General features: G+C 69.8%; 19 protein-coding genes, 1 tRNA gene and 1 riboswitch. Of the genes, 13 read left to right on the top strand and 7 right to left on the bottom strand.

Features of this window, described 5'->3' with window-relative positions:
* Nucleotides 1–91 precede the first annotated feature (91 nt).
* The 7 genes from AB0M79_RS15190 (at nt 92) to pknB (ending at nt 9073) form a co-directional block, all read left to right on the top strand.
* Nucleotides 92–889, top strand: coding sequence for a DUF3662 and FHA domain-containing protein (locus AB0M79_RS15190; protein WP_364213072.1), 798 nt, complete (start codon nt 92–94; stop codon nt 887–889).
* A 5-nt stretch (nt 890–894) separates the two neighbouring features.
* Complete coding sequence (locus tag AB0M79_RS15185) at nt 895–1383, top strand: FHA domain-containing protein (RefSeq protein ID WP_212824857.1); 489 nt, start codon at nt 895–897, stop codon at nt 1381–1383.
* Nucleotides 1380–2846 (top strand): PP2C family serine/threonine-protein phosphatase, encoded by a 1467-nt coding sequence (locus AB0M79_RS15180; protein WP_364213069.1) that lies wholly within the window; start codon nt 1380–1382, stop codon nt 2844–2846. The genes AB0M79_RS15185 and AB0M79_RS15180 overlap by 4 nt, the downstream gene beginning before the upstream one ends.
* A 79-nt stretch (nt 2847–2925) precedes the next feature.
* On the top strand, nt 2926–4362 hold the full coding sequence (locus tag AB0M79_RS15175) for an FtsW/RodA/SpoVE family cell cycle protein (RefSeq protein ID WP_357543157.1): 1437 nt from the start codon (nt 2926–2928) through the stop codon (nt 4360–4362).
* Nucleotides 4359–5861, top strand: coding sequence for a penicillin-binding transpeptidase domain-containing protein (locus AB0M79_RS15170; RefSeq protein WP_364213066.1), 1503 nt, complete (start codon nt 4359–4361; stop codon nt 5859–5861). The genes AB0M79_RS15175 and AB0M79_RS15170 overlap by 4 nt, the downstream gene beginning before the upstream one ends.
* Nucleotide 5862: 1 nt before the next feature.
* Entirely contained in the window at nt 5863–7260 is a 1398-nt protein-coding gene (locus tag AB0M79_RS15165) for a protein kinase (protein ID WP_364213063.1), read from the top strand.
* A gap of 19 nt (nt 7261–7279) precedes the next feature.
* Complete coding sequence (pknB, locus tag AB0M79_RS15160; RefSeq protein ID WP_364213060.1) at nt 7280–9073, top strand: Stk1 family PASTA domain-containing Ser/Thr kinase; 1794 nt, start codon at nt 7280–7282, stop codon at nt 9071–9073.
* A gap of 73 nt (nt 9074–9146) precedes the next feature.
* On the opposite strand, the gene AB0M79_RS15155 is transcribed toward pknB, so the two are convergent.
* From AB0M79_RS15155 to AB0M79_RS15140, 4 genes are all read right to left on the bottom strand, one after another.
* Nucleotides 9147–9797 carry an aminodeoxychorismate/anthranilate synthase component II gene (locus AB0M79_RS15155; RefSeq protein WP_364213057.1) on the bottom strand — a complete coding sequence of 217 codons (651 nt, stop codon included), beginning with the start codon at nt 9795–9797 and terminating at the stop codon, nt 9147–9149.
* 5 nt (nt 9798–9802) lie between these two features.
* The gene (locus AB0M79_RS15150; RefSeq protein ID WP_357543134.1) at nt 9803–10099 is read right to left on the bottom strand and encodes a hypothetical protein; all 297 of its coding nucleotides are present in this window, start codon (nt 10097–10099) and stop codon (nt 9803–9805) included.
* A gap of 5 nt (nt 10100–10104) precedes the next feature.
* A complete protein-coding gene (locus tag AB0M79_RS15145) occupies nt 10105–11919 on the bottom strand; it encodes a class E sortase (protein WP_364213054.1) in 1815 nt (604 codons plus the stop codon).
* Nucleotides 11920–12104: 185 nt separating this feature from the next.
* Nucleotides 12105–12914 carry a DUF881 domain-containing protein gene (locus tag AB0M79_RS15140; RefSeq protein WP_364213571.1) on the bottom strand — a complete coding sequence of 270 codons (810 nt, stop codon included), beginning with the start codon at nt 12912–12914 and terminating at the stop codon, nt 12105–12107.
* A gap of 241 nt (nt 12915–13155) precedes the next feature.
* Here AB0M79_RS15140 and AB0M79_RS15135 point away from each other — a divergent pair, with 241 nt between their 5' ends.
* From AB0M79_RS15135 to AB0M79_RS15125, 3 genes are all read left to right on the top strand, one after another.
* Nucleotides 13156–13419 carry a cell division protein CrgA gene (locus tag AB0M79_RS15135; protein WP_212824848.1) on the top strand — a complete coding sequence of 88 codons (264 nt, stop codon included), beginning with the start codon at nt 13156–13158 and terminating at the stop codon, nt 13417–13419.
* Between the two features lie 235 nt (nt 13420–13654).
* Nucleotides 13655–15817: a (Fe-S)-binding protein gene (locus AB0M79_RS15130; protein WP_364213051.1), complete on the top strand. Its 2163-nt coding sequence runs from the start codon at nt 13655–13657 to the stop codon at nt 15815–15817.
* Nucleotides 15818–15998: 181 nt separating this feature from the next.
* Entirely contained in the window at nt 15999–16979 is a 981-nt protein-coding gene (locus AB0M79_RS15125; RefSeq protein ID WP_364213048.1) for an NlpC/P60 family protein, read from the top strand.
* 91 nt (nt 16980–17070) lie between these two features.
* Here AB0M79_RS15125 and AB0M79_RS15120 read toward each other — a convergent pair whose 3' ends face one another.
* Nucleotides 17071–19059 carry a peptidoglycan recognition family protein gene (locus tag AB0M79_RS15120; protein WP_364213045.1) on the bottom strand — a complete coding sequence of 663 codons (1989 nt, stop codon included), beginning with the start codon at nt 19057–19059 and terminating at the stop codon, nt 17071–17073.
* A 229-nt stretch (nt 19060–19288) separates the two neighbouring features.
* Nucleotides 19289–19427: riboswitch (cyclic di-AMP (ydaO/yuaA leader) on the top strand.
* A gap of 15 nt (nt 19428–19442) precedes the next feature.
* On the opposite strand from AB0M79_RS15120, the gene AB0M79_RS15115 reads away from it, so the two are divergent.
* Nucleotides 19443–20486, top strand: a complete 1044-nt coding sequence (locus AB0M79_RS15115) for an NlpC/P60 family protein (RefSeq protein WP_364213042.1) — start codon at nt 19443–19445, stop codon at nt 20484–20486.
* 61 nt (nt 20487–20547) lie between these two features.
* On the opposite strand, the gene dcd is transcribed toward AB0M79_RS15115, so the two are convergent.
* On the bottom strand, nt 20548–21126 hold the full coding sequence (dcd, locus tag AB0M79_RS15110) for a dCTP deaminase (protein WP_364213039.1): 579 nt from the start codon (nt 21124–21126) through the stop codon (nt 20548–20550).
* A 123-nt stretch (nt 21127–21249) separates the two neighbouring features.
* Here dcd and AB0M79_RS15105 point away from each other — a divergent pair, with 123 nt between their 5' ends.
* Both AB0M79_RS15105 and AB0M79_RS15100 read left to right on the top strand, forming a co-directional pair.
* Entirely contained in the window at nt 21250–21759 is a 510-nt protein-coding gene (locus AB0M79_RS15105) for a pyridoxamine 5'-phosphate oxidase family protein (RefSeq protein WP_364213036.1), read from the top strand.
* Nucleotides 21760–21892: 133 nt separating this feature from the next.
* Nucleotides 21893–21966 (top strand) — tRNA-Gly (locus tag AB0M79_RS15100).
* 90 nt (nt 21967–22056) lie between these two features.
* Here the strand turns inward: AB0M79_RS15100 and AB0M79_RS15095 are convergent.
* Nucleotides 22057–23241, bottom strand: coding sequence for a tyrosine-type recombinase/integrase (locus tag AB0M79_RS15095; protein WP_364213568.1), 1185 nt, complete (start codon nt 23239–23241; stop codon nt 22057–22059).

Raw genomic sequence — 23241 nt, 5'->3', positions numbered from 1 at the left:
CAATAGCACGGCAAATCCGGCCCCCAAGGACAGGCCGGCTGCGAGCGGTCGATCGGCATGCGGACTCCATGTGCCTCGGCCGGATACCATCATGTCCTCGGAACCCGAGGAGGAGCCGGTGAGCGTGCTGCAACGCTTCGAGAAGCGTCTTGAAGGCCTGGTTGAGGGGGCCTTCGCGAAGGTGTTCAAGGGGGTCGTCCACCCCGTGGAGATCCTCAACGCCATGCAGCGGGAGGCTGAGGCGCACAAGGCGATCCTGGCCGGTGGGCGCGCCCTCGTGCCCAACCGCTACGTGATCGATCTCTCGCCCTACGACCACAGCCGCCTCGCGCCCTACGCTGCCGCGCTCGCCCAGGAACTGGCGCAGTCGCAGGCCGAGTTCATCGGCGAGCAGGCATGGACGGTCTACGGCGACGTGATCGTCGAGATCGAGCGCGGTGACGGGCTCGACACCGGCATGTTCCGGGTGACCGCAGAGGTCTACACCGGTGGCGAGGTGGCTCCGGTGCCGCCGCAGTCCTACGACGCGCCACCGCAGCAGCAGGGCTACCCGCCGTACGACCAGGGGGGTGGCTACGGCCAGCCGCCGGGGCAGGGGGCCGGTGGTCGTAACATCCGGCTGGTGTCCGGTGACGGCCGCACCTATCCGCTGCAAATGGGCTCGACCGTGATCGGCCGGGGCGATCAGGCCAGCCTGCGGCTGCCCGACGTCGGCATCTCCCGCCGCCATGCCCGGCTCGACTTCGACGGCGGCCAGGTGGTCCTGACCGATCTCGGATCGACCAACGGGACGATGGTCAACGGCCAGCGGGTTTCCGCCGTTGCCCTCAACCCGGGTGACATGATCCAGCTCGGAACGACCACCCTCACGTTCCGAGTGGACGGCTAAGGACCTTGCCCCCTTTTGTCATCACCACCGCCCGGTTCGGGTTCATCATCCTTCTGTGGATCTTCGTGTTCACGGTCGTCGGGGTGATCCGCCGGGACCTCTTCGCCGGATCACGGTCCAGCCGTCTGGTCGCCGCGCCACGGGGGGTCGGCGCGTCGACCAGCCAGGCGGCCGCGAGGCCGGCGAAGGTGAAACGGGGGCGCGCCGCCCACCAGTTGGTGGTAACCGCCGGCCAACTTGCCGGCACCCGAATAACCCTGGGTGAATCCCAGATCACCATCGGCCGTGCCGAGGATTCGACCCTGGTGATCACCGACGACTATGCCTCCGCACGTCACGCCCGCCTCGTGCCGCGCGCCGGACAGTGGTTCGTCGAAGACCTCGGCTCGACTAACGGGACCTACCTCGATCGCGATAAGGTCACCGGACCAACCCCCGTCCCCCTCGGCGTGCCGATTCGGATCGGCCGCACTTCCCTCGAGTTACGGCCATGACTCTGACCCTGCGTTATGCGGCACACAGCGACCGCGGTCTGATCCGAGACGGAAACCAGGATTCCGTCTACGCCGGCCCGCGGCTTCTCGCTGTGGCCGACGGCATGGGCGGCATGGCCGCCGGTGACGTCGCCAGCAACATCGTCATCGGTGCGATGGCCCCGCTCGACGAGGACGTCCCCGGTGACGCCCTCGTCGACGCGCTTCGGTCGGCCGTCGACACCGCCAACCAGCAACTTCGGGGAACAGTCGATGCCAACCCTCAGTTGGAGGGCATGGGCACCACGCTGACAGCGACCCTCTTCTCGGGCAGCAAGATCGGCATGGTCCACATCGGCGATTCCCGCGCCTACCTTCTCCGCGACGGCGAGTTCGCCCAGATCACCAAGGACGACACCTACGTCCAGATGCTGGTCGACGAGGGACGCATCACCCTCGAAGAGGCGAGCAGCCACCCCCAGCGCTCACTGCTGACCCGGGCGCTCGACGGGCGCGACATCGACCCCGAATACTCCGTACGCCAGGTCCTTCCCGGCGACCGCTATCTGCTCTGCAGCGACGGCCTGTCCGGTGTGGTGAGCGCCGACACCATCGCCGAGACGATGCGGGACTACGTCGACCCGGGCCAGTGCGTGGAGCGGCTGGTCCAACTCGCGCTGCGTGGTGGTGGCCCGGACAACATCACCGTCATCATCGCCGACGCCACCGACCAGGACATCCTCGAGGCCGCACCGATTGTCGGCGGCGCCGCCGCCCGCGACCGTGGCATGGCGACCCCGGTCGACGTCTCCACCCCGGCCGGCCGGGCCTCCGCCGCGCTCGCCGCCCCCCGCCCGTCGAGCCCGGATTCCGGGTCGGAGCAGGGGGGCCAGGAGGACGATCCCGAACGCCCCCGCCGGCACCCGGTACGCACCGCGCTACTGCTGGTCGTGCTGCTCGGCATCCTCGGCGGTGGTCTCTGGTTCGGCTGGAGCTACACCCAGCGGCAGTACTACGTCGGTGCCACTGAAGAGGGACAACTCGCGATCTTCCGGGGCGTGCCCGGGCAGATCGCCGGCTTCAACCTCTCCAGCGTGCACCAGACCAGCACCACCGGTCTCGACGAACTGACCGCCGCCGCGCAGGAGCAGGTCAAGCAGGGCATCCAGGCGTCGAACGAGTCGGACGCCCAGCGGCGGCTCGCCGACCTGACCGACGACGTCCCGAGCAACCCCAACCTGAAGCCGCTGTGCGCGCCCAGCCCCAGCCCGACCCCCACTCCCACCCCGTCCCCGACCCCGGAGGCGACCGAGCCGACGAGTTCGGCGACCCGCTCCCCGTCGCCCAGCGGCTCGCCGTCCCCGAGCGGTTCGCCGAGCGCCGACGCCAGCCCAACGCCCACCGCACCCACTTCGACGCCGGACACCCCACCCTCCGAAACGGTCCTGCCTGTCGACCCGGCAAGCTGCCGGCCGATCGACTGAGCGTCGACTTCCACGAGTTGAGGGATCACGCGTGACCGCCTCCGCCGGACCGGCAGCCACACCCGCAGCGACGGGTGAGATGCCGCGTTTCGCGGCGACCAACACCAAGCGCAACTCCGAGTTGGCGCTACTGCTGGTCGCCATGGTGCTGGTGGCTGCCTACTCGGCCACCGTCGAGGCCAACATGCTCGACACGGTGACCCTGGACTTCTGGGTTCCGGCCGCGGTCCTGTCGGCCGTCTACCTGGCCCTGCACGTGGTCGTCCGGTTTCTGGCCCCGTACGCCGATCCGGTCCTGTTGCCGGCGGTCGCCCTGCTCAACGGCTTGGGTGTCGGGTTCCTGCGCCGGCTGGACCTGGCCGAGGTCGCCCCGGCCGAGCGCATCGATTTCCCGATCTTCGCCGGCACCGGTGGCCGGCAGCTGGCCTGGACCCTCGCCTCGCTGATCCTCGCCGCCGGACTGCTGATCGTGATCCGGGACCACCGGGCGGTGTCCCGCTACGCCTACACCCTCGGCCTGGCCGGGCTCGTGCTGATGATGATCCCCGCGGTGCTGCCGGCCCGGTTCTCCGAGGTCAACAACGCCAAGCTGTGGATCAAGGTCGGCGGTTTCTCGATCCAGCCCGGCGAGTTCGCCAAGCTGGCCCTGCTGGTGTTCTTCGCCTACTACCTGGTCCGCAAACGGGAAGTACTCTCGCTGGCGAGCCGCCGCTTCCTCGGCATCGACTTCCCGCGCGGCCGTGACCTCGGGCCGGTCGTGGTCGTCTGGCTCTTCAGCCTGATGGTCCTCGTCTTCCAGAAGGACCTGGGCACCTCGCTGCTCTACTTCGGCATGTTCGTGGTGACCCTCTACATCGCCACCGAACGCGCGAGCTGGATGATCATCGGCTTGCTGCTGTTCTTCGGCGGTGCCTTCCTCGCCTACTTCCTGGGCAGCGCGATCGGCGGCCCGTTCGCCAACTTCTACCAGCGCGCCGAGATCTGGCTCGACCCGTTCGGCGACCCGTACAACAGCGGCTTCCAACTGGTCCAAGGGTTACTCGGCCTAGGCACCGGCGGGCTCTTCGGCACCGGTCCCGGCGGTGGGCAGCCGACCCAGGTGCCCGAGGTGCACAACGACTTCATCTTCGCCGGGATGGGCGAGGAGATCGGCCTCTTCGGCCTTTCCGCGCTGCTGGTGATCTACCTGCTCATCGTCGAGCGCGGCCTGCGGGCCGGCCTGGCGGTCCGCGACTCGTTCGGCAAGCTGATGGCCGGCGGGCTCGCGTTCACCATCGCCCTCCAGGTCTTCGTGATCGTCGGCGGCATCAGCGGCCTGATCCCCCTCACCGGTCTGACCACGCCGTTCATGTCCGCCGGTGGTTCCTCGCTGATGGCCAACTGGCTGCTCGTGGCGATGCTGTTGCGGATATCCCATGCCGCCCGTAGCCCGGTGACCGGTGCCGCACCGGCCCGGACCCCCGGCACCCCACCGGCGCAGTTGCACGGCGCCCCGACGGAGGTGATCCGGCCGTGAACGCCCCACTGCGCCGCGTCGGCGTGGTCGTCATGATTCTTTTCGGCCTGCTCTTCGCGAACCTCAACTGGGTGCAGGCCTACAAGGCCGACGAATACCGGACGAGCGACTACAACGGCCGGGTCCAGGTCGCCGAATACGAGCGCAAGCGCGGCAACATCGAGGCCGGCGGCAGCGCGCTCGCCGGCACCGAGGACACCGGTGGGCAGCTCAGGTTCCTGCGCACCTACCCCGAGGGTGAGGTCTACGCCCACGTCCTCGGCTACAAGCCGGTCAACGGCGCGGCCGTCGGCATCGAGCGGATCGAGAACGACTTCCTCGCCGGCACCAGCGACCAGCTCTTCGCCGACCGGCTGAAGGACATGTTCACCGGCGACCAGACGGCGGGTGGCAACGTGCTGCTCAGCCTGTCCCAGCGGGCCCAGGAGACGGCCTTCAAGGAACTGTCCAACAACCGGGTCGGCGCCACCAGGGGCGCGGCGGTGGCCATCGATCCGCGCACCGGTGCCGTCCAGGCTCTCGTCTCGATGCCGAGCTTCGACCCGAACCCACTGGCCAGCCACGATTCGTCGACAGCCGAGGCCGCCTACAACAAGTACGAGGCCGACCGGAACGGCCCGCTGAAGAACCGGGCGCTGGCCGAGGTGCTGCCACCCGGCTCGACGTTCAAGGTGATCGGTGCCGCGGTCGCCCTGGAGAACGGAATCACCCGGGACACCCGGATCCCCGCCGGCCCGGTCTACCGGCCGCCGACGTCCGGCACCGACATCCGTAACGCCGCCCCGTCGATCTGTCCCGAGGACGAGGTGACGCTGATCGAGGCGCTCACCGAGTCGTGCAACACGGGCTTCGCCAAGCTCGGCGTCCAGTTCGGCGCCGCCAAGCTGAAGGAGAAGGCGGCCCAGTTCGGCTTCGAGGACGAGGAACTCAACGTCGGCCGGCTGGGCGAGGGCGGGCTGCCGGTCGCGGCCAGCCGCACCGGCGACATCCAGAACCCGGACGGCAGCGACGACCAGGCGGCCCTGGCCCAGTCCTCGATCGGGCAGAACAACGTACGGATGACGCCGCTCGAAGGCGCCCTGATCGCGGCCGCGGTCGCCAACAACGGCTCCCAGATGCGGCCCTACCTGGTGCAGCAGCTGCTCGGACCGGACCGCACCACCAACTACTACACCGCCGCCCCGCGGGAGCTGCGCCGGCCGGTCAGCACCCAGGTCGCCGGCGACCTGCAGGCCATGATGGTCAGCGTCGTGGAGAACGGCAGCGGGCGCAACGCGCGGATCAACGGCTACACGGTGGGCGGCAAGACGGGCACCGCCCAGGCCGGCGAGAACGACGACGACCACGGCTGGTTCATCGGTTACGTGATGAAGGACGGGCAGCCGCTCTCGGCGGTCGCGGTCGTCCTCGAAAACGCCGGCAGCGGCGGCAGTGGCGAGGCCGCCCGGATCACCGCACAGATCATGCGCGCCGTCATCGCGGACGCGGGAGGCAGGTGACATGCTCAGCCCTGGCGTACTGCTAGGCAACCGCTACCGTCTCGACGAGCGCATCGCCGGCGGTGGGATGGGTGACGTCTGGCGCGGCACCGACGAGGTGCTCGGTCGCACCGTCGCGGTCAAGATCCTACTGCCGTCGCTGGTGGAGGAGCCGGGCTTCGCCGAACGGTTCCGTGGCGAGGCGCGGACCATGGCGACCATCAACCACCCGGGCGTCGTCGACGTCTACGACTACGGCAGCGACCAGCAGATCGCCTTCCTGGTCATGGAGTACGTCGAAGGCGACGCGCTGTCGCGGACCCTCGGCCGGGTCGGCCGGCTGACCCCGGCACGGACCATGGCCCTGGTCGCCCAGGCGGCCGACGCGCTGCAGGCCGCCCACGACAAGGGCATCGTGCACCGGGACGTCAAGCCCGGCAACCTCCTCGTACGTCCCAACGGCACCCTGGTCCTCACCGACTTCGGTATCGCCCGCTCGGCGATGGTCGCCCAGCTCACCGCAGCCGGATCGGTGCTCGGCACCGCGTCGTACATTTCCCCGGAGCAGGCGGCCGGCAGCACCGCGACTCCCGCGTCCGACGTCTACGCGCTCGGTGTGGTCGCCTACCAGTGCCTGTCCGGGCACCGGCCGTTCGAGGGCGACAACCCGCTGGCCATCGCGATGATGCACGTGCGGGACACCCCGCGGCCACTGCCCGGCGACATCCCGCCCCCGGTCCGGTCGATCGTGGAACGGGCGATGGCCAAGGACCCCGGAGGTCGCTGGCCGTCCGCCGCGGCGCTCGCCGTGGCGGCCCGTCAGGTCGCGGCGGAACTGTCCGGTCCCGGCCGCCCGAGCGGCCCCCCGACCGCGCCCAACCGGCCCGTCGGTCCGCCCGGCAGCCCCGCCGTCCCGATGAACAAGCCGGCCTCGGCACCACCGACCGCCCCGACCTCCGGGCCGGGCGGCACCCGGATGATGCCGGCTTACCCGCCGGCCAGCTCCGGCCCGCTACCGGCCCAGGGCGCGCCGGCGACCGGATCGATGCAGCACGCCGCTCCCGCCAGCCCGGCCGCCGGCGGCTACACGCGGGGGGCGGCCTCGATCCCCACCGCCCGGCCGCAGCAGCCCGACCACACGTACGGCTATCAGCAGCCCCCGGCTCCGGCCCACCCGCAACGGGGCGCCAGTCGACCGGTCCTGTTCCTGATGGCGGTGCTGCTCGGCCTCCTGGTCCTGGTCTGTTCCTTCGGCGCCGCCTACTGGAGCCGGAAGAACGACCTCTTCGGCAGCGCCGAACTGCGGTCACCGAACGTCACGACAAGTATTCAGATGGCTGTCGAGCGCGACGACTCGCCGAACGCGCCGTACCGTCGAGTGGAGAGCGCCCGACTGCTGGGCGGGGCGACGACCACATGAACGAAGGACTTGAGACGAGATGACTGCGCAGGCCCGACTGCTGGGTGGCAGGTACCAGGTCGGCGAGCTGCTCGGTTACGGCGGCATGGCGGAGGTGCACCACGGCCGTGACCTCCGGTTGGGCCGCGACGTCGCGATCAAGATGTTGCGGACCGACCTGGCCCGCGACGCCACCTTCCAGATGCGGTTCCGCCGGGAGGCGCAGAACGCCGCCTCGCTCAACCACCCCGCCATCGTCGCCGTCTACGACACCGGCGAGGAGATCGCCGCGACCGGCGAGACGATCCCGTTCATCGTCATGGAGTTCGTCAACGGCCGTACGTTGAAGGAGGTCCTCGCGGCCGAGGGGCGGCTGATGCCCCGCCGCGCGCTCGAACTCACCGCCGACATGTGCGCCGCGCTGGAGTTCAGCCACCGGCACGGGATCATCCACCGGGACATCAAGCCCGGCAACGTCATGCTCACCCAGAACGGCGCGGTCAAGGTCATGGACTTCGGCATCGCGCGGGCGCTGGCCAGCGGTGCGACGACGATGACCCAGACCAGCGCCGTGATCGGCACCGCCCAGTACCTGTCACCCGAGCAGGCCCGCGGCGAGGCCGTCGACGCCCGCTCCGACGTCTACGCCGCCGGGTGCGTGCTCTTCGAACTGATGTGCAGCCACCCGCCGTTCGTCGGCGACAGCCCGGTGAGCGTCGCCTACCAGCACGTCCGGGAAGACCCCCGGGCACCGAGCGAGATCAACCCCGAGGTCACCCCGGCGATCGACGCGATCGTGCTCAAGGCGCTGTCGAAGAACCCGCTCAACCGCTACCAGAGCGCCGGCGAGATGCGCGCCGACCTGCTGCGGGCGGCCAACGGCCGACCCGTCATGGCCACCCCGGTGATGCGGGAAGACGAGACGATGGCGATGGCGCCGTCGGCGACGACCCGCCAGGCCGGCGGCGGACCGGCGCCGGCCCGGGTCGGCGATCCCCGCCGCCGTAAGGCGTCCGCCTGGGTACTGGCCGCGCTCAGCGCCCTGGGCGTGCTCGCGGTGATCGCGTTGATCGCCGGGCTCATCGCGGCCGGGAACGACGAACCCGATCTGGTGACCGTGCCGGGGGTGGTCGACAAGCCGGTCGCCGCCGCCACGGCGGAACTCGAGGGAGCCAACCTCAAGGTCGTCAGCAATGTGATCAAACAGGACGACTGCGTGCTCAACAACGTCCTGACCCAGGCCCCGGCCGCCGGCGAGCGGATCGAACCCGGGCAGGAGGTCACCCTCCAGGTCTGCGGTGGCGCCGAACTCGTCACGATTCCCGACCTGGCGGGCTACAACAAGACCGGTGCGCAGAAGGCACTGGAGGACGCCAAACTGGTGCCGGAGTGGAAGCCCGTCGACAGCAGCCAGTCCAAGGACCAGGTGGTCAAGGTCCCGGACGCGGGCAAGGACGTGGAGCCGGGCACCAAGGTCGTCGTCGAGCTCTCCAACGGTTTGCTCCGAAGCGTGCCGAACGTGGTGGGGATGGGCCAGTCGGAGGCAACCACCACCCTGCGAAACGCCGACTTCGAGGTCACCGTCCGGGAGGGACAGGAGAGCGACGACCCCGGTCGGGTCACCGCTCAGAACCCGGGTGCGAACCAGGAGGCGAAGCGCGGTACGACGATCACCATCACGGTGACCCAGCCGCGCGCGGAACCCACCGAGTCGCCCACCCCGACGCCGACCACCCCGACGCCGACGCCCAGTGACGGAGGCGGAGGTGGAGACGGCGGCGGTGCGGGAGTGATTCCGTCCCTGCCGCCCTTCAACGGGCGCGGCAACAACTAACCGTTCCCTGACCCGGCGCTCCGACCCCAGCGGTCGGAGCGCCTGTTCGTCGGGGCGGCGGCTGCGGTGCTGGTCAGGCGCCGGCGAAGGCCGCCAGGCGACGGGTGTCGACCTCGGCGGCCAGGGCGGGAGCCCGGTCGAGGGCCTCGGGCCGACCGCAGGCGGCCAGCCAGTTGGCGAGCATGATGTGGCCGCCCTCGGTCAGCACCGACTCGGGATGGAACTGCACGCCCTCGATCGGCAGCGTGCGGTGCCGCATCGCCATCACCACCCCGGACCCGGTCCAGCCGGTCACCTCGATCTCGTCCGGCAGCGTCTCCCGTACCACCGCGAGCGAGTGGTAGCGGGTGGCGGTGAACGGGTCGGGCAGGCCGGCCAGCACGCCGCTGCCCTCGTGGTGCACCTGCGAGGTCTTGCCGTGCAGGAGTTCGGGTGCCCGCGTCACGGTCGCCCCGAACGCCGCCCCGATGGCCTGGTGGCCGAGACAGACGCCGAAGATCGGCAGCTTTCCGGCGTATTCCCGGATCACGTCGAGGCAGATGCCGGCACGCTCGGGTGCGCCCGGACCGGGAGAGAGCAGGATGCCGGCGGCGCCGAGCTGCCCGATTTCGGCCACGTCGATCTCGTCGTTTCGTCGTACGTCGCACTCGACCCCGAGCTGCCCGAGGTATTGCACGATGTTGAAGACGAACGAGTCGTAGTTGTCGATCACGAGAACGCGCACGGACGTCACCTGCTCGCCGAGGGGGTGGGTGCGGGGTTGTTCTGCTCGGTGTCGTACGGGATGTCGTGGCCGTCACCGCTGCCGGGCTCACCGGTGTCCGGGCCGGGGCCGCCGTCGGGTGTCCCGCCGCCCGGTTCGCCACCATCCTGGGTGACCTGCACGTCGTCGAAGGGAAGCAACGGCTCGGCCCAGGGGAAGACGAAGAACCACAGGAGGGCCAGCACGCTCATGGTGATCAGCAGCGATCCGATGAGCTTGCCGGGCAGCCCGAACGGCAGCTTCCGCCAGATCCAGGCGTACACGTCGATCAGCCTCCCAGTTCGCCCGGCCGGCCGTCGGACTTGGGCTGGCTGCGGGTCAGTTCGGCATGCACGATCAGGCGTTCGTAGTTGTCGAACTTCGGGTTGCAGGTGGTCAGGGTCAGCATCGCCTTGGTCGGCTTGGCGCCGAACTGACCCGGTACCGGCTCGACCACCTCGACCTGCGACGGCTTGACGATGTGTACGCGGGTGACCTGGTAGACGTACCAGTCGTTCTTCGCCTCCAGGACGATCGGATCGCCGTTCCGGAGTTCGTCGAGGCGCCAGAACGTGGCCCGGTTGCGGTGCCCGGCGACCGAGAAGTTTCCGATCTGACCGGGCATGGCGCTCTTGGGATAGTGGCCCGGTGCGTACCGGATGTCCTTCTGGCTGACGCCCTCGACCACGATCCAGTTCTGCCCGAACTTCGGGATGTAGAGGCCGGCGATCGGCTTGCCGGTGACCGCCGGGGTCGGGGAGCCGCTGGCCGCCGGCGTGGGGCCGACCGTCGGGTCGGTGGGTTGGTCCCACTGCTGGGCCAGTTGCTCGCTCAGGTCGCTCTGATGGGCGTCGACCACCACGCCCTTGCCCCAGATCTCGTAACCGGCGAAGAGCAGCACCACGAGACCGAAGGTGATCAGAACCTCGCCGGCGACGCGCACGCTGCCGCGCAGCCGGGAACCGAACGACGGGCGGGTCAGTTCCGAGTAGACGCTCTTGTATCCCTCGTCGGTGCGGTGCGGGCGAAGCTGGACGACCTTCTCGCCCCGGCGGGGCTTGTCGGCCGCGCCGTCGCCGGATTCGCCGCCGGCCGAGGCCGTGGCACCGGCGGCAGCGGCCTTCGCGGCCCGGGCCTGGGCGGCCGCCACCGGGTCGACCCGGGCCGTGCCGCGGTCACCGTCGTCTCCGGTGCGGGCACTGTCCGCAGCGGTGACTCCGGACGCGGAACGGAGGTCGGTGTCGCCGGTCCGCGCGCCGGCCGCCGCGGCCCGCGACAGGGGAGCGGTCTGGTCGCCCGGCAACGGTGCGCCGGCCGATGCCACCGACCGGTCATCCCGGCCCCTTACCGGCGGGATGATCACCGTCGACGACAGGTCGAGCGGGATGACCGCGGTCGACGCGGTGTCGAGTGGGATGACCGCCGTCGAAGCGTCCGCCGGGCCGGGCGGTGGCGCGACCTGCGGCGGCCGGGGTGGAGAGGGCTGGTGTCCGGGTGCCGCCGGTGGCTGGCCGGGGTGACCGTCGCCCGGCTGGTCGCGCCGTATCGGGTTGTCGGGCCACAACGGACCGCCGCGCGGGGTGGGCGCCGGCCGGGGCCGTGGCCGGGGTTCCGGCATCCGGCCGTCGTCGAGCGGTCCGGTGGCGAGCGGGGGACGCATCTGTGGACCGTCGGCCTGCGGGCGGCCGAGGTCGGGGCCGGGAGGCGGCCCGGGCTGCGGTCCGAACCCGCCGTCGGTGGGCGGGCCGGGGGGCGGCCCTCCCTCCGGCCGGCCGGCGAAGCGGTGGGCGGTGGACGGTCCGGCGACCCCGGCCACCGGTCGGGCTCCGGCCGACGGCTGCTCGCCGGGGACCGGTGGCCGGGGGACCGCCCGGTGCGGCTCGTACGGGTCGGGGCGGGCGGCGCCGACCGGGTGCTGGCCCGCCGTCGGGGGTTGGTCGTAGCCGCGCTGGTCGGACGGGTGGTCCACCTGGCCGGGCGTGGCCTGGACGGCCGCGTGCGGCGGGTAGCCGGTGCCGGCCGTGGGCGAGGGGTGGCCGGGGCCAGGCGGGGACGAGGGATAGCCGGTGCCGGCCGTGGGTGAGGGGTAGCCGGTGCCGGCCATGGGTGGCGGGTACGCGGGGCTGGCCGGGGGCGGCGGGTAGGCGGGGCCGGTCGGAGGGGGAGCGGGGGTCGGTGGCTGTTCGGGGGTCGCGTCGGTGACCCTGGGAATCAACGCTGTGGCGTCGTCTGTGCCGGTCGCGCGATGGCGACCGTTACGCCTCTCGGGCCCATCGCCGCTCATGGGATTCACTCTGGCACCCTCGCCGAGCGCAGGGCACTCGAACCGTCGTAGGCTGGCACACTCAGATCGGTCTCGACCGACTCTCGGTAACCGAGCTGGTAGTGGTCAACGGCGTCCTTGAACAACTGGACCCCCTCGGACTCGGTCAGCGCCCGCTGAAGGTGGGCGGGATCCCCGATTGCAGCGATCTTGAACGGTGGCGAGTAGACCTGCCCGTGGAGCAACAGCGTGTTGCCTACGCAGCGTACAGCGCTTGTCGACAGCACGCGCACATCCATGATCGACATCGCTTCGGCTCCACCGGCCCAGAGGGCGTTGACAACGGCCTGGACATCGCCCTGGTGCACCACGAGGTCGTCGTTGGTCGCGGCATCCGGCCGGTTGCCCTCGCCGACCTGTGGTGCGTCGTTGAGTTCAACGACCAGACCGGGTCCGCGCATCGCGGTGAATCCGGCTGCCTGCCGGCTCGACTCGGCGCGGTTGCGCTGCTCGGCGATCGGCGCGTCCGAGCCGGCGAACTCCTCGGCCTGAGCCGTGACCTGTGCCCGCAGCCGCGCGGCCCGTTCCTCGCTGTCGGTGACCTGCTGGCGGCGCTCTTCGATCAGTTGGGTGAGCTGGGGCCGGCGGTCCTCGCGGAGGGCGGTGCCGTCGGCGGTGGTCGCGGTCGTGGTGAAGAGCAGGCCGGCGGCGAGGGCGATCAGCGGCACTCCGACACTCCAGCCGGTGCGACGTGACCTGGCGGGCCGCCACCTGAGTCCGGCGGCGACGCGGCGGAACACCTGGCGCCAAGAGGCGGCGCCCGAGGTGTATTCCACGTTGCCTCCCTCCGCCGCTCCGGACGGCATCGATCGTCGTCCGGACCGTCGTCCGGCCCGGCTGGTTCGCGGCCCGGCCGCATCGGGCCGGCACGCTGTACGTACCTGTCTTCAACCCATACGTGGCCTGAGCGCGTTGTCTTGACTACGCTAGCTCTCGAACATTATTGGCCATGGACCGTCGCCCCTGCGTCCGGTTGTCAGGCCGGACGAGGATCAACCCCTCACTCAGGAGAGCGTCGTGCCAAAGTCCCAGGTTCGCAAGAAGAAGGTGTACACCCCGCCGACCGACGTGCGCCCGACTTCGACAGCCGCGACCCGCAAGCCTAGCCCGATCTGGCTTCCGATCGCCGCGGTTTCATTGATTGTCTTCGGCATCGGTTGGCTGGTCGTCTACTACCTGTCCGAGACGGCCTACCCGGTCGCCACCTGGGGTTACTGGAACCTGGCGGTCGGCTTCGGGGCCATGGTCAGCTCGCTGATCCTGCTGTCCCGCTGGCGCTGACCGGCGACCCTGTTATCCACAGGTTTTCCACAGGCGTGTGACAAAGTTGGCGGCCGTCCCCAGGGGCGGCCGCCGATCATGTTGCCGTAACGAGCCTTAAGGTGGCCGCAGGATGATGCGGCCCGCCTGTTGGGACTCTCACGTTACTGACGGGTAACCTGGCGCGTAGGCTGCATCGCATGGCCGGTCGTCCCCCCGGTCATCAGCCGTACCCAGGCAGACCGGGAGGCCAGGCATGGGCACAGTCCAGATCGTCACTACGGTCCTCGCCGCCGCGATCACCGCGGTGGCGGTATGGCTGGCGGTCCGTGCGGTCCGCCGGATGGTCGCGGTCGTCAGGCTCGGCCAGCCGGCTCCGGAGCGGCTGACCGACCGGGGCACCCGCCTCAAGACGATGCTGGTCGAGATCGCCGGCCACACCCGGATGCTCCGGTGGGGCGTCGTCGGGGCCGCGCACTGGTTCGTGATGATCGCCTTCATCGCCCTGTCGACCCTGGTGCTCGAGGCGTACTTCGAGGTGGTCAACCCGAGGGTTGGCCTGCCCCTGCTCAGCGGCTGGCTGCCGTACGGGCTGCTCACCGAGCTGATCGGCGTACTCGGGTTCGTGGGTATCGCGGTCCTGATGGTGATCCGACTGATCAACCGTCCGACCCGGGCCCGCGGGCTGTCCCGCTTCACCGGCTCCACCATGTGGCAGGCCTACTTCGTCGAATGGGTCATCTTCACGATCCTGATCTGCGGCTTTTTCATCCGTGGGTTCAAGGTCGCCACCGACCACTTCGACTACCCGGTGTGGGCCACCCCGGTGTCGCACGCCCTCGGGTCGGTGCTGCCGGCGTCCGAGGCCGCCCTCAGCATCGTCGCCCTGATCAAAATCGCCATCTCGATGACCTGGCTGATCGTGATCTCGCTGAACGTCACCATGGGCGTCGCCTGGCACCGGTTCTCGGCCTTCTTCAACATCTTCTTCAAGCGCGACCCCGGCAGCGCCGGCTCCGGGCTCGGCGCGCTGCGCCCGATGATGTCCGACGGCAAGCCGCTCGACTTCGAGGAGGCCGACCCGGAGAAGGACCAGTTCGGCGTCGCCCAGGTCGAGCAGTTCACCTGGAAGGGCCTGCTCGACTTCACCACCTGCACCGAGTGCGGCCGTTGCCAGTCGCAGTGCCCGGCCTGGAACACCGGCAAGCCGCTCTCGCCCAAGCTGCTGGTGCTCAGCCTGCGTGACCACGCCTACGCCAAGGCGCCCTACCTGCTCGCCGGCGGCGGCAAGGACCTCACCGGCGAGGAGAAGGCGACCGCGGCCCAGCTCGCGCACCTGGACGTACTGGCGCTGGCCGAGGCGGAGCGCCCGCTGATCGGGGGGGCCGAGGACGGCGGCGTCATCGACCCCGACGTGCTGTGGTCCTGCACCACCTGTGGCGCCTGTGTCGAGCAGTGCCCGGTCGACATCGAGCACGTCGACCACATCGTCGACATGCGCCGCTACCAGGTGCTGATCGAGTCGTCCTTCCCGTCCGAAGCCGGCGTGATGCTGCGCAACCTGGAGAACAAGGGCAACCCGTGGGGCGCCCCGCAGAACACCCGTGAGGACTGGACCAAGGGCCTCGACTTCGAGGTGCCCCGTGTCGGCGAGGTCGAAGACTTCGAATACCTCTTCTGGGTCGGCTGCGCCGGGGCGTTCGAGGACAGGGCGAAGCGGACCACCCGTGCGGTCGCCACCCTGCTGCACGAGGCCGGCGTCAACTTCGCCATCCTCGGCGAGGGCGAGACGTGCTCCGGCGACCCGGCCCGCCGGATCGGCAACGAGTTCGTCTTCCAGATGCTGGCCCAGCAGAACGTCGAGACCCTCAACGAGGCCGGCGTCAAGAAGATCGTCGCGACCTGCCCGCACTGCTTCAACACCCTCGGCAACGAGTACGGCGAACTCGGCGGCAAGTTCGAGGTCGTACACCACACGCAGTTGCTCGCCCACCTCGTCGCCAGCGGCAAGCTGACTCCGGTCACCCCGGTCGACGGCGGCGTCACCTACCACGACCCGTGCTACCTCGGTCGGCACAACCGGGTCTTCGCCGCACCGCGCGAGGTGCTCGGGTCCGCTGTCGACGGCGGGCTCACCGAGATGCCGCGCAACTCCGAGCGGTCGTTCTGCTGCGGAGCCGGCGGCGCTCGAATGTGGATGGAAGAGCGGATCGGCAAGCGGATCAACGTCGACCGGGTCGAAGAGGCGCTGTCCACCGGGGCCAAGACCGTGGCGGTCGGCTGCCCGTTCTGCTACACGATGCTCGGCGACGGGGTGACCGGCAAGGGCGAGGAGGACAACGTCGAGGTCGTCGACGTCGCCACCGTCCTGCTGCGCTCGGTCAAGCCCGACACCACGCCGGCCAAGACCGGCAACTGACGTACCTGTAACGGATCTCAGCCGGGGTTCAGGGAGCGCCCAGGGAGGCGTCAGGGCAGAGCGCCGTCTTGATTCACTTTGGAGACACCTCTAAGGTGAGGCACCGACCGTGTGTGGATGTCGGCCTCCGTTCTTCCCCCGAGAGGCGCCCGCGGTCGCAACTAAGGAGTCGGGGTCTCCGGTGGCCAGCCGTTACCGATTGCCGCGTCTCGGCGCGCGAGTCCTCCTTGCCCTCAGCGCGGCGCTGGCCGTGACCCTGCTGCCCGGGATACCGGCGCAGGCACAGCCGACCGCCGCCCAACTCGAGGCGCAGATCAACGACAAGTGGCACGAACTCGAACCGATCATCGAGCAGTACAACAAGGTCCGTGTCGAGTTGAAGGCCAACGAGAAGAAGGCGGCCGAACTCGACAAGAAGATCCAGCCGCTGATGTTGCAGACCGAGATGGCGACCGAGCGGATCGGCCTGCTCGCCACCCGGCAGTACAAGGGCGGCCCGTCGTTGAGCCTCAACGCGCTGCTCACCGTCGGCACGCCGGACAGCCTCGCCGACCAGATGACGATGCTCCGGATGCTGGCCCGCCACGAGCAGCGGCAGGTTGCCGGCGTCGTCACCGTGAAGGAGCAGTACGAGACGGAGAAGATGACCCTCGAGACGGTCATCACCGAGCAGCGCAAGCAGGATGCCGATCTCGCGGCGAAGAAGAAGAAGATCGACACCGAGATCAAGAACCTGGAGCGGCTGCAGGCCCAGATGAACATCCCGATCGGCCCGCCGGTCCGCATCGGTACCTGCCCGACCAACCACCCGAACCGTGCCGTGGCCACCGCCTGTGCCCAGATCGGCAAGCCGTACGTGTGGGGCGCGGCCGGTCCGAACTCCTTCGACTGCTCCGGCCTGACCCAGTACGCGTGGGCCCGGGCCGGCGTGTCCCTGCCGCACTACACCGGCGCGCAGTGGAACCGTGGAACCGCGGTGAGCCGGGCCGATGCCAAAGCCGGAGACCTGGTCTTCTTCGGTAGCGACCTGAGCCACGTGGGCATCTATCTCGGCAACGGGGTCACGGTGCACGCCCCCCGGGCCGGCCTACCGGTGCAGATGGCGAGCATCGACCAGATGGGCAAGCCGGTCGTCGGCTTCCGGCGCGTCGGAACCGGATAGACACCTGTTCCCACGAATCGGCCCCCGCTCCCGGCGGGGGCCGATTCTTTTGGAACGGGTCAGCGCGGAGCGCCGATGGGAGACGGGTAGGTCAGCGCGGAGCGCCGACTGGTGACATGAGGATCTGTACGTCCTCCCGGTCCACGTACATGAACCGGTGTCCGAACTGGATCTGCACGTACGTCTTCTCGCCGCGGATCACCGTCCAGTCGCCGGGCGAGTTGCCCTCGTACGTGCTGGCCCGGTAGTACTCGCTGCCCAGCACGTCACCGACGGCGTACCGTTCGCCGGCCTTCATCGTGTACTGCAACGGGGAGATCGTCTGGTAGGGCACCCCCGCCGGGTACGCCGCCGCCTCGGGGTAGGCACGGCCGTACAGCGGGATGGTGTCCTTGCCGGGCTTCGGGGTGGCGACCAGGCCGATCGACCACTTGCCGTTCGGCGCCGACGGCGGATTGTGGAACCACGCCTTCTGCCCGAGATACCAGATCGCCGTCCAGTCGCCGCGCCGCTCGGCGATCGCGTACGTCTGCCCTGCCGACGCCCGCGCTCCGTGGTCGGAGATGTGCATCGTGTTCGGCGTACCGTCGGGGCGCTTCGCCAGGTCGTTGACGAGCGGCGCGTCCGGGCTCGGCGCGCTGCGCAGGATCACCGACGACGACCCCCGCGACGGGCACGGTACGCCCGCGACCTCGCAGCCGGTGAACGCCGGCCGGTTCGTCGCGAAGTCCGGGTCGATCGTGACCAGGCCGGTACGGTGCGTGCCGGTGCTCCAGAACGGCGCCTTCAGCAGGTCGAAGTAGTGCGACCAGTTCCAGTACGGGCCCGGGTCCCAGTGCATGCTGCCCATGTTGCTGGCGAGCGTGCCGGGCACGTTGTCGTGCCCGATGATGTGCTGCCGGTCGAGCGGGATGCCGAGCCGCAGCGCCAGGTGCCGCACCAGCTTGGCGGAGGTGCGGTACATCGCCTCGGTGTACCAGGTGCCCTGGGCGGCGAAGCCCTCGTGTTCCAGGCCGATCGCCTTGGCGTTGACGAACCAGTTGCCGGCGTGCCAGCCGACGTCCTTGGCCTTCAGGTGCTGGGCGATGTGCCCGTCGACCGAGCGCAGCGTGTAGTGCCAGCTCACCCAGTTCTTGTCCTGGGCGAGCCGGGTCGTGCCGGCGAAGTAGCCCTCGGCGTCGTGGATGACGATGTATTCGATCTTCTGCTGGGCCGGGCGGTTGCCCTTGTCGTGGTTGCCGTAGCTGGTCGGGACCGTTCCGTCGCCGCGCAGTTCGTACGGCGCCGGCAGCCACTCGCAGGAGATGTCGTCCGGGCACTCCAGCCCGTCCGGGCGGGCCAGCTTGCGCAGGCCGAGCCGGTCCAGCCAGGACGTCGCCGGGGTGAGGCCGGCGTGCCGGGCCAGACTGACCTGCTGGCCGTCGTCGGTCCGCCGGGTCGCGCCGGTACGGATCGTCGAGTAGACCTCGTCGGCGAAGGCGGCCGCCGCGTCACGGGTGTCGGCGCCGGAGTAGCGCGCGACCGCGCCGTACCAGTCGGCCGGGTCGCTGCCGGCACCCTGCGGGGCACCCAGTTCCCGCTGGTACGCGGCGAGCAGCGCGGCGCCGCCGCGGATGTTGACCACCGGGTCGGTACGCAGCGCCTCGGCTCCGGCCCCGGTCAGTCCGGCGGCGGTGCCGAGGGTACGCAGCGCCGCCTCGTCCGGCGGGTTCGGCGCGGGGTGTTCGAGTTCGATCGCCTCGCGGGAGGTGTCGCCGCGCGGGTCCTCGTGGGTGCCGTGGTGACCGGGTACCGGCAGGCTCGCCACGTGCGCGGCGTCGGTGAGGTGCATCGGGCCGTACCCGCCGCTCGTGCTCGGCGTGCCGGCGTTGGTGTCCCAGCGCGACTGCAGGTACGACACGCCGAGCAGGATGCTCTCCGGTACGCCGTACTCGGCGGACGCGGCGGCGTACTGCTGCTGTCTGGTATCGGTCGGGGCTGGCACGGCGGGTGCCGGGCTGACCGGCACGAGCGTCGCGGCGCCGACGACCGCGACGCTGAGCAGGATCCGCCTGCCCGTCGGCTTGGTGAGACGCTGCATCGAACCTCCAGTCGGATTGATCTATGTCGTCACCTTCGTCCGTGTGGCCGCTCCCGTCAATGGATTCCGGACGATGTCTGCGTACTGTAGGAAACTTTCATGCCTGACTGACTGCGACAGGCTTGACACGCAACGGATTTCACAGGTCCGGTGGTTGCGCATTGATAACGACGCTGCCTAATGTGATGAACCGTCGAGCGGGATCCGGCCATCCACCAGGGATGGCGTCGACTCGACACCGCCGAGTCACAACAAGGTCGTGAGCCGGGGACCCAGAAGTAACCGGGGTGAATCCGCAGACTTGCGGTAGGGCGCAACTCTCCCGCCCGAACCCGTCAGCTAACCCGGTAGGCGGTCCGTAAGGAGAAGGAGCACCGACCCCGGTGGCTGATCATGCACCGTGGCGCCGACTCTTCCGGCCGGCGACCGCCGGCCGACCGCCGGCCCTGCCACGTCTCCGCCGGTTGACCAGGACAACCGTCTTCGTCGCCGTCGCCAGTGTCGCCATCGTCCTCTTCGGAGCGGTACCCGCCCGGGCCGAGCCGACCGTCGCCGAGATCGAAGCCCAGATCGACAAGTCGTGGAGCCAGCTCGAGCCGGTGATCGAGCAACACAACGCCACCCGCGAGCAGCTGGCGACGAAGAAGAAGCAGGCCGACGCCCTCGCCGCGAAGATCGCCCCGCTTCAGCTCCAGGTCGACCTGGCCATGGAACGCGTCGGTCAGTTCGCGACCCGCGCCTACAAGGGCGGCAACACGTCGGCGTTGAACTCGATTCTCACCAACGGCTCGCCGCAGACCCTCGCCGACCAGCTGGAACTGCTCGACCAGTTCGCCCGCAGGCAGGCCCGCGACATCCAGAGCGTGGTCGACCTCAAGGCGCAGTACACGGCGCAGAAGGGCCCGCTCGACACCCTCGTCGCCCAGCTCACCACGACCGAGGCCGAGCTGGCAGCCAAGACCAAGCAGATCAACGCGGACATCAAGAAGCTCCAGGAGCTGCGGCTCAAGGCGTACGGCACCTCCGGCGGCCTCGGCTCGCTGCGTCCGGCGCCCTGTCCGGCGACGTACCCGGGTGGGCCGGCCAGCACGGTCGCAAAGTTCGCCTGCTCCCAGATCGGCAAGCCCTACGTCTGGGGCGCCTCCGGGCCGAACGGCTACGACTGCTCCGGCCTGATGCTCGCCGCCTGGGGCAAGGTCGGCGTACGACTGCCGCACAACGCCGCCGCCCAGCGCCGGATGATGCCCTCGATCAGCCGCTCCGAGCTGCGCCCCGGTGACTTCGTCTTCTACAACTCCGACCTCAGCCACGTCGGCATGTACGTCGGCAACGGCTGGCTGGTGCATGCCTCCCAGGCCGGCGTACCGGTCCTGATGAAGCGCTACGACAACGGCACGATCCACAGCTTCGGCCGCCCCAGGATGTGACGGCGACGCCAAAAGGGGCGCCTCCCTCGACGGGAGGCGCCCCTTTTGCTGCCTTCGTGCCTCAGCGGACCGGCCAGGTCCGCCAGTTCTGCCACGAGCGGCTCGGCGTCGGCCCACGCTGCCCCTGGTAGCGCGAACCGTAGACCGCCGACCCGTACGGGTGCTCGGCTGGCGACGACAGCCGGAAGATGCAGAGTTGGCCGATCTTCATCCCCGGCCAGAGCGTGATCGGCAGGTTGGCCACGTTGGACAGCTCCAGCGTCACGTGCCCGGAGAAGCCCGGATCGATGAAGCCGGCCGTCGAATGCGTCAGCAGGCCGAGCCGGCCGAGGCTCGACTTGCCCTCCAACCGTCCGGCGAGCTGGTCGCCGAGGGAGATCACCTCGAGCGTCGACGCGAGCACGAACTCGCCCGGATGCAGCACGAACGGCTCCCCGTCCGGTACCTCGACAGCCGAAGTCAGGTCATCCTGCTGCACCGACGGGTCGATGTGCGTGTAGAGGTGGTTGTTGAACACCCGGAAGAGCCGGTCGAGCCGTACGTCGATACTCGACGGCTGGACCAGCGCCGGATCGAACGGCTCCAGCGCCAGGGCGCCCGCCTTGATCTCACTGACGAGGTCGCGGTCGGAGAGCAGCATCGTCACACCATATCGAGCCGGCCTGGGTGGGTCGGCGGCCCGCCCCGCCGGTTCGGCCAGATTGTGCTGGTCAGATCCGCGGTTCGTTACCCGTGTCGTACAGATGTTCGATAGAATTCCGGTATGGCTACCTGGACCGAGTTCGCCGCCGACGAGCCCCGACTCGCCGAAGCGATCCGTTCGCTGATGCACCAGTACGGCCCCGGCCTGGGCTACCTGGCCACCGTCCGGGCCGACGGCGGGCCGCGCGTACACCCCGTCGCCCCGGTGATCACCGACGAGGGCCTCTTCTGCTTCGTCGTCGACTCACCCAAACGCCGCGACCTGGAGCGCGACGGCCGGTACGCCCTGCACTCGTTCCCCCCGGAGGACAGCGACGACGAAGCCTACGTCGCCGGCCGCGCCCGTCCCGTGACCGACCAGGCACGGGTCGCCCGGCTGGCCGACACCCTGCGCGCCACCGACGACGTCGACTGGCGCCTCTTCGAGTTCAGCATCGAGGTCGCGATGGTCGCCCGCCACGGCCAGTCCGGCGCCACCCCGCTGACGGCAGACCCGGCCGGCCGTCCCGAAGTCCGACTCTGGCTGGACCCCGCGACGTCGCCCGCCGTGGCGACCCAGCTAGCCGCCTGAGCCCACCCCATCCCCCCGAAGATCCGCGTGGCCAGGGGCCGGCGCCCGCCCAACGTGCGCCCACCCCCTGGTCACGCGGATCGGGAGGGGTCCGTGCGTCAGCGCAGCCGACCAGGTACAGTGAGGTCCGCTCGCGGGTGTAGTTCAATGGCAGAACATCAGCTTCCCAAGCTGACAGTGCGGGTTCGATTCCCGTCACCCGCTCCAAACACAGAAGCCCTGGTCAGGACTAATGTCCCGCCAGGGCTTCCGCGTTCTCAGGAGATCTGAAACAGGCCGTGGGCCATTAGTGGGCCATTAGCTCGATTCGGCGGCCGGTTCACCCGAGGCGGCCCGCTTCGGCTTGCGCTTGCTCGGCTTGCGTCGGGCCGCCTTCACCGCCTGGTCGATCGCGTCGGCGATCCCCTGGTCAGCTTCCCGGTTGGCGTGCTGGTAGATCAGCGCGGCGCGCGGGCTGTCGTGGCCCATCCGCGCCATGATGTCCCGCAGGCTCGCGCCGGGTGCGCGCGACGCGAGGGTGTTGCCGGTGTGCCGCAGGTCGTGGAAGTGCAGGCCGGGCGCCCCCACGGCGGCAACGGCCTCGGTCCACCTGACCAGCTTGTTGAAGTTGCCGCGCCACAGGTTCCGCCCGCTCTCGCCGGTGAACACGAACGCGTCCGGCGCCTCTCCCACGTAGCCGCTCATGTGCTGTTTCAGCAGGGGTAAGGCGGCCTTTGGCAGCGCGATCGTTCGTACGCCTGCCCGGGACTTCGGCGGGCCGAGGATCAACCCGGTACCTCGGTGCTCGACGAATGCTTGTCGTACCCGGACCGTGCCGGCAACCAGGTCGACGTCTTGCCGCTGCAAGGCCACCGCTTCGCCCCACCGCAGGCATCCAAACGTCGTGACCAGGATCAACGCCCGGAAGCGCTCCGGCATCCGCTCGGCCAGCGCGAAGATCTGCGGGACAGTGAGGACCGGCCGCTCGGCGGGCTTCTCCTGGTCGGCGCCAACGACGCGGCACGGGTTGATCCTGATCAACTCGTCCTCCTTGACGGCGGTCATCAGGACCGCGCGTAGCAGCCGGTAAGCCTTGGCGGCCATGGTTACCGACACGCCCTCGGCCAGCAACCGTGACCGCCACTCGCGGACCATAGGCGTGTCGATCCGGTTAAGCGGCATGTCGCCGAGGTGCGGCGTGATGTGCCTGCCGAGAGTCCACCGGTACAGGTGCACGGTCCGGGGCCGCAGGTTCGGTCGCTCGGCGATCCACCGGTCGGCGTAGTCGCGTAGCCGGATCTTGCCGCGCTCAGGGTCGATCCACTCGCCCCGCATCATCTGAGCCTCGACCAGCGACAGGTACTTTTCAGCCTCGGGCTTGCGAGCGAACGTCTGCGGAGCGGAGCGCATCCGTCCGTCCGGGCCGGGGTAGCGAGCCTGATAGCGGCCGGACTCGCGCTTACGGATGTTGCCGAACCGGCGGTGTCCATCCTTATTGGCCAT

The sequence above is a fragment of the Polymorphospora sp. NPDC051019 genome (assembly GCF_040683055.1).
Lineage (GTDB): Bacteria > Actinomycetota > Actinomycetes > Mycobacteriales > Micromonosporaceae > Polymorphospora > Polymorphospora lycopeni.
Note: the sequence above shows the minus strand (reverse complement) of the source record. Positions and strands in the feature narration are given on the sequence as shown.

Coding starts and splice junctions, on each gene's coding strand:
- AB0M79_RS15190 (WP_364213072.1), top strand. CDS start 92: ATGTCCTCGGAACCCGAGGAGGAGCCGGTGAGCGTGCTGCAACGCTTC.
- AB0M79_RS15180 (WP_364213069.1), top strand. CDS start 1,380: ATGACTCTGACCCTGCGTTATGCGGCACACAGCGACCGCGGTCTGATC.
- AB0M79_RS15175 (WP_357543157.1), top strand. CDS start 2,926: ATGCCGCGTTTCGCGGCGACCAACACCAAGCGCAACTCCGAGTTGGCG.
- AB0M79_RS15165 (WP_364213063.1), top strand. CDS start 5,863: ATGCTCAGCCCTGGCGTACTGCTAGGCAACCGCTACCGTCTCGACGAG.
- pknB (WP_364213060.1), top strand. CDS start 7,280: ATGACTGCGCAGGCCCGACTGCTGGGTGGCAGGTACCAGGTCGGCGAG.
- AB0M79_RS15145 (WP_364213054.1), bottom strand. CDS start 11,919: ATGGCCGGCACCGGCTACCCCTCACCCACGGCCGGCACCGGCTATCCC.
- AB0M79_RS15130 (WP_364213051.1), top strand. CDS start 13,655: ATGGGCACAGTCCAGATCGTCACTACGGTCCTCGCCGCCGCGATCACC.
- AB0M79_RS15120 (WP_364213045.1), bottom strand. CDS start 19,059: ATGCAGCGTCTCACCAAGCCGACGGGCAGGCGGATCCTGCTCAGCGTC.
- dcd (WP_364213039.1), bottom strand. CDS start 21,126: ATGCTGCTCTCCGACCGCGACCTCGTCAGTGAGATCAAGGCGGGCGCC.
- AB0M79_RS15105 (WP_364213036.1), top strand. CDS start 21,250: ATGGCTACCTGGACCGAGTTCGCCGCCGACGAGCCCCGACTCGCCGAA.
- AB0M79_RS15095 (WP_364213568.1), bottom strand. CDS start 23,241: ATGGCCAATAAGGATGGACACCGCCGGTTCGGCAACATCCGTAAGCGC.